The organism is Vibrio nigripulchritudo ATCC 27043, from assembly GCF_000222685.1.
In the GTDB taxonomy this organism is placed as follows: Bacteria; Pseudomonadota; Gammaproteobacteria; order Enterobacterales; family Vibrionaceae; genus Vibrio; species Vibrio nigripulchritudo.
This window is the reverse complement of record NZ_AFWJ01000126.1, coordinates 1-5,797: the sequence shown is the minus strand read 5'-3', so window position 1 is coordinate 5,797 and position 5,797 is coordinate 1. Positions and strand designations below refer to the sequence as shown.

The 5,797-nt window shown below is 46.3% G+C and carries 7 protein-coding genes; 1 reads left to right on the top strand and 6 read right to left on the bottom strand.

Annotated features, from left to right (window positions below; translation table 11 throughout):
- From RH89_RS29635 to RH89_RS12355, 6 genes are all read right to left on the bottom strand, one after another.
- Window positions 1-401 (bottom strand): HAD family hydrolase (locus RH89_RS29635; protein WP_004402217.1); only part of this gene is annotated, 401 nt, incomplete at its 3' end.
- Window positions 401-1,225: a carbohydrate ABC transporter permease gene (locus RH89_RS12375; protein WP_004402216.1), complete on the bottom strand. Its 825-nt coding sequence runs from the start codon at window positions 1,223-1,225 to the stop codon at window positions 401-403. The genes RH89_RS12375 and RH89_RS29635, both read right to left, overlap by 1 nt.
- Complete coding sequence (locus RH89_RS12370) at window positions 1,222-2,103, bottom strand: carbohydrate ABC transporter permease (protein ID WP_004402215.1); 882 nt, start codon at window positions 2,101-2,103, stop codon at window positions 1,222-1,224. Before RH89_RS12370 ends, RH89_RS12375 begins: the two co-directional genes overlap by 4 nt.
- Before the next feature lie 57 nt (window positions 2,104-2,160).
- The gene (locus RH89_RS12365; RefSeq protein WP_004402214.1) at window positions 2,161-3,447 is read right to left on the bottom strand and encodes an ABC transporter substrate-binding protein; all 1,287 of its coding nucleotides are present in this window, start codon (window positions 3,445-3,447) and stop codon (window positions 2,161-2,163) included.
- 14 nt (window positions 3,448-3,461) lie between these two features.
- Window positions 3,462-4,478 (bottom strand): ABC transporter ATP-binding protein, encoded by a 1,017-nt coding sequence (locus RH89_RS12360; protein WP_004402213.1) that lies wholly within the window; start codon window positions 4,476-4,478, stop codon window positions 3,462-3,464.
- Window positions 4,475-5,242, bottom strand: coding sequence for a DeoR/GlpR family DNA-binding transcription regulator (locus RH89_RS12355; RefSeq protein WP_080564003.1), 768 nt, complete (start codon window positions 5,240-5,242; stop codon window positions 4,475-4,477). Before RH89_RS12355 ends, RH89_RS12360 begins: the two co-directional genes overlap by 4 nt.
- A 144-nt stretch (window positions 5,243-5,386) precedes the next feature.
- Here RH89_RS12355 and RH89_RS12350 point away from each other — a divergent pair.
- Window positions 5,387-5,797 (top strand): cupin domain-containing protein (locus tag RH89_RS12350; protein ID WP_004402211.1); only part of this gene is annotated, 411 nt, incomplete at its 3' end.

Genomic DNA, 5,797 nt, shown 5'->3' with positions numbered 1-5,797 from the left:
ACATCGTATCGTCGATACATATTGTCCTTTGCTGGCAGTAGTGAAGGGACTTCGGTGGTGACTCGGTCAACTATCTTCAGAAGACATTCTCTGTTTATTCTTCGATCTTCGTCTGAAACCGTATCGAAGAAATCAATGCTGCCGTTGCTTTTTGTAATGGAGAACGCCCCGTTTTCCCCAATGACCCCCTGAACTGGCCATAATCTGGCAATCTGATCGCACCAGCCGGCACATGCACCGGTAACGGGAACCACTTCAATTCCTGCTTCTCTTAATCGATACAAAGCATGGAGCGTTTCGACAGGCAGCTCACCGTTATGAGTCAACGTGTCGTCTACATCGGTAAAAATAAGACTTGGGGTGGTCATTTCGTAATAAGTATTGGTTTCTTTTGCATTCATTATTTAAGACCCGAATTCATAAAAGACTGCATGAATTGTTTTTGGAAGATAAGAAAGATTGCCAGCAAAGGCGATATAGAAATCAGTGTTCCCGCACTCAGAACGCCCCAATCGACCCCGATTTCCGGTGATCCGAACAGCGCGATTCCAACCGTAATAGGGCGGCTTTGCTCTGTGTTGGTCACTACGACAGGCCAGAGAAAATTGTTCCAGTGGTAGGATATCGAGACAAGACCGTAGGCAAGGTAAGTCGGCTTTGCTAGCGGTACGTAAACTTTTAAGATGGTGGCGAATCTACTCAATCCTTCTACTCTCGCTGCGTCTTCAAGCTCCTGAGGAACCTGCATAAAAGTCTGACGTAACAAGAATATCCCAAACGCGCTGGCGATATAGGGAAGGGCGATCGCCGAATAGGTATCGATCGCATTAAGATTTGCAATTCGTTGATAATTCTCACTGATGAGCGCTTCAGGCATGATCATCAGTTGCAGTAATATGGCACCGAATATGATGCTCTTACCTTTAAAATCCAGTCTTGCAAGCGCGTAGGCCGCGAGGGTGCAAACCACAATTTGTAGAGCGAGCAGCAAAGTGACGAAGCAGAAGGTATTCCACATGTAGGTGACAAATGGTGCCATCGTCCAAGCTTCAAAAAAGTTATCGAGTCGCCAGGGGGAACTCAGATCAAATGAAATGGCATCAGAGCCGCTATGGAATGCCGCCCAAACCATATAAAGCAAAGGCAACACCCAGAGTAATCCGAGCAGCCAACTGGCAATGCCATTGATGACCTTTGACCAGGGAGTTATGTGATTCTGATTCATCGATAGTGCACCCGGTTACGGCTGAGTAAAAACTGAACGCCTGAGCAGACTGCAAGTAACAGCAATAACACCAACGTCAGGCTGGAAGCGTATTCATGATCTAGGTAAGAAAACGCCGTCTCGTAGATGTAATAGAGCAGCAAGGTACTGGAATTGTTCGGACCACCCTTGGTGAGAATGAACAGGTGATCGACCAGTTTAAATGCATTGATTAGCGCATTAATGAGAACAAACAAGGTTGTGGGTCCAAGCAGGGGCAAGGTGACTCTTCTGAATCGATACCAGTAACTTGGCGACTCAACTTTTGCCGCATCGTTCAGCTCCCCTGGAATCGCCTGTAAAGCGGCTAAGTAGAAGATCATGAAAAAGCCAGCTTCTTTCCATATGGTGAGTAACATCAAAGAACCCAGTGCCGTATCTGGATCTCCCAGCCAGTTTCTTGGTTCTATTCCTACGTATCCAAGAACGGTATTGAATAGCCCAATGTTTGGCGAATAGAAGAACAACCAGATATTCGCGGCAGCGACCATAGGCAGCATAGTCGGGATGAAATAGGCAAGGCGAAGAAATCCGCGTCCGAAGATGTTTTCATTCACCCAGACTGCCATTGCAAGCGCTAAAACAATCGACACAGGAACAGTGACCAGCGCATACCAGCCGTTGTTAACCAAAGCCTGAAGAAAAATAGGGTCATCCAGCAAATACTCTAAATTCTCTGCACCGACAAACGTTGTACCTTCACTTCCTTGATAGAAAAAGCTGGTAAAGAAGCTGTTAAACGCAGGTATAAACGTAAAGTTGCTCAACAAAACCAATGCAGGTAACAGCAGCAACCAGGCGAGCAGTGAGTTGGGTATTTGGCTAAAGCGTAAATACATAAGTTATCCGAAATAGAGCGGAGTCGGAAAATACCTCGTCCGCTCTGGTTCAAGTGATTAAGATCGCGTAGCGCGTTTTAACAAGCGTTCAGCATGTTTCTGCGCTTTATCGAGTGCCTGTTGGGCAGAGCTCTGTCCGGTAAGCGTTGCCTGAATGGCGTCATCCAGTGCCTTTCTGACCCGTCCGGCTTCGTAAGTTGCCAGCTCTGCTGTGGCGTGTTTAAGTTGGTCGCGAGCCACCACTGCCTGAGGCACCTTTTGCGCGTGGGTTTTTAGCGCTTCGGTCTGGTAAGCCGCTTCACTGACACCAACGTAACCCGTGGCAATACTCCACTGCGCACTTCGCTCAGGTGAAGACATAAACTTCACCAGCTTGTATGCAGCTTTTTGCTCGGAATCTGTGCCAGAATTAAGCAGGTAGAAGTTACCGCCACCTGTTGGCGAACCAAGCTCTGCATTTGCAGGCAGTTGTGCAACACCAACGTCAAATTTGGCATTTTTAAGTACGGCAGTAAGGTTACCTGTCGAGTGCCACATCATTGCGGTATTGCCTTCAAGAAACTCCTGACGAAGCGTTCCCCATTCAATGGTGCCTTTTGGCATTACCTGATCTTTAGTTCCCAAGTCTTTCCAGAACTCGAGAGCCTCAACCACTTTGGGGCTGTTGAAGTTGACGGTTTTCCCATCAGAAGACATCAGTGTCTGACCCTGTTGCTTCGTCAGAGCACCAAACATCCAGTATGGGTAACCTGTAGAAGGAATCATCATTCCCCACTGGGTTACTTTTCCTGAACTGTCTTTTTTCACCAGTTTTGCAGCGGTTTCTCTTAATGCTTTCCATGTCGTAGGTGGTGATTCTGGATCCAAACCAGCAGCTCGGTATGCGTCTTTGTTGTAGTACATGACGATTGTGGAACGCTGGAAGGGGATGCCGTAGGTTTTGCCTTCGTGCTGTCCGTTTTCCATCAACGCAGGGTAGAAGCTATTCAGCCATGCTTTGTCTTCAGAAGTTTTGGCAAAGTCATCGAACGGGCGAATAACACCCATGCGTTTCAGTTCGAGCAGATCGATAGAGAAAAGCACAGAAGTTTGTACAGGCTCTCCTGCTTTCAGGGCGGCGAGTGCTTTTACGCGAGTGTCGTCGTAGTTACCGGCGTAAATAGCGGTAACTGAGATGTCTGGATTTTGTTTCTCAAAATCGTCGACCATCCCGTCGACAACCTGAGTCAGTGCGCCTCCAACGGCTACGGGGTAGTACATAGTGAGTTCAGTTTTATCTGCGGCATACGCCAAAGAAGAACTGGCTAAAATACTGAGTCCAAGAGCACGCTTTATCGCTTTCATGGTTTTATCCTTAACTAAACAGTAGCGAATTTTTGAGTTTGGGGTGTGGGTAAAAGTCGCTGAGTGTCAGGATCAAAATAACAACAGTCGCTGTCATCCCAACTGACACTGAGCAAGTCACCTTTTTGAAGTGTCTGGTGACCATCCAGCTTGATACAAAGCTGCTGGTTACCTTCGATTTCGGCAGTGACTAAGGTACTGTCTCCGTGATAATCGGCTTTTATTACGGTGCAGCTTTCTCCCGATTGCTCCACGCGCATATGTTCGGGTCTGATGCCTGTCAGAAACGGCTTGTTTTTCAGTTGAAGCAGGTTCATCGGAGGGCTTCCGATAAAACGGGCAGAAAATGTTGTTGCAGGGTGTTGATACAATCCTTGGGGTTTGCCAATTTGTTCAATTACACCCTGATTGAGTAAGACGATCTTGTCTGCCATTGACATGGCTTCTACCTGATCATGAGTAACGTAAATCACCGTTAGCCCAAGATCTTGCTGAAGCTGACGAAGCTCGCTTCGCATATCGGCTCTGAGCTGTGCATCGAGATTGGAGAGCGGTTCGTCCATCAAACAGATTGGGTGGTGCGATACGATAGATCTCGCCAGAGCAACACGCTGCCGTTGGCCACCTGAAAGTTGGGAAGGCAATTTGTTCAGATAGTCGGCTAATCCAACCTGATTAACGGCTTCTTCCAGCCTTTGTTTCTGAGTTTTGGCGGGGACTTTACGTGCCTTCAAACCAAATAAGATGTTTTCTTTTACCGAAAGGTGGGGGAACAACGCATAGGACTGAAAGACCATGCTGATGTGCCTGTCACTAGGCGAACGGGTCGTCACGTCTTCGTTATCGATAAAGAATTGCCCCTCAGTCGCGGTTTCCAAGCCTGCAAGAATTCTTAGTAAGGTGGTTTTCCCACATCCGGAAGGACCAAGCAGCGCAACAAACTCGCCTTTGTTCACTTGAAAATCAATGTTCTTTAGCGCTTCCTTGTCGGCAAATCGCTTCTTGATGTTGCTTATCTGGAGGTAACTCATGAGTGCTCCTCCGTAAGAATCAAATGGGTGTCTGACTGCTTACATAAATCGGCTAACGTTGAGTCTTCACAATCAGTGAAGAGCGTATCGATATCTTTCATGTGGGCAAAACTGACAGTCGCACTGCGTAGGTACTTGCTGCTGTCTGCGAGTAAAAACGTCTTTTTGCTGTTCTTGAGTATCAGGCGAGTGATTTCTGCTTCTTCATACTGGAATTCATGCAGTTCACCCGTTTCAGAAATTCCGGCAATACTGCAAACAGCAAGGTCTGCTCTAAAAGAACGCAACAGCTCAGTGGCGGTAAAACCCGTCATGTCCTTATGTTGGTTTCTAATTTTTCCACCGGTGAGCCAGGTTTCTATGTTGGGATAACCGCTGAGGATCAAGGCAGCGTTGAGGTTGTTGGTGACGACCGTTAGCGCGATTTGTCTTGGTAGTGACTGTGCCAGCCCGATAACGGTAGAACCATATCCAAGGAACAAAGTGCTCTCAGGCTCAATGTACTGAGCAGCAATTTCGCCTATCTTTTTCTTTACTGACTCATTAAAGCTGGCACGTGCAGAAAAGTTTTGATTTTGCATTGCAGGGGGAAGGGCTACACCACCATGCTTGCGTTTGGCTAGCCCCATCTCACATAAGATATTGATGTCTCTTCTCATGGTCTGAGTTGTGAGATTAAAGTGCTTAGCGAGATCTTCTGTCGTGACAAATCCGTGCTCGTTGAGCATTTTTAGTATGTCTTGTTGTCGTGGATCGGGTTTCATATTTTAGTTTTCAAATGAACATTTATATTTTCAAAACTAGATCCTAGAAACGATTTGTTACAGCTTAAATGGTGTTTATTGACAGAAATATTAAATAAATGTGAACACTATCGGATTAACTCTTGATGTGAGCGTAAGAGCAATATGAAACATGGAATCGTAAAGAAAAATGAGATTGAAGCGCTGGAAGGAACGGCTAAAACGCATTTCTTGAATGAAAACGCTAAAAGAATCAATAAGTCACTAGGTGATTTAGTCGGCATAACCGGATTTGGATTTCATATTATCGAAATAGAGCCGGGATATGACTCCACAGAGCACCACGTGCATTACTTCGAAGATGAATGTGTTTACGTACTAGAAGGTAAAGCTACTGCTTATATCGGTGAAAGTTCATATGAAATTTCGGAAGGTGACTTTATTGGGTTTCCGGCTGGTGGAGAAGCGCACTCAATGACCAATACGGGAACACAAACGTTACGTTGTATCGTTGTGGGTCAAAGGTTGGATCATGATGTTGCCGATTACACGCGTTTGAAGAAGCGCATTTATCGT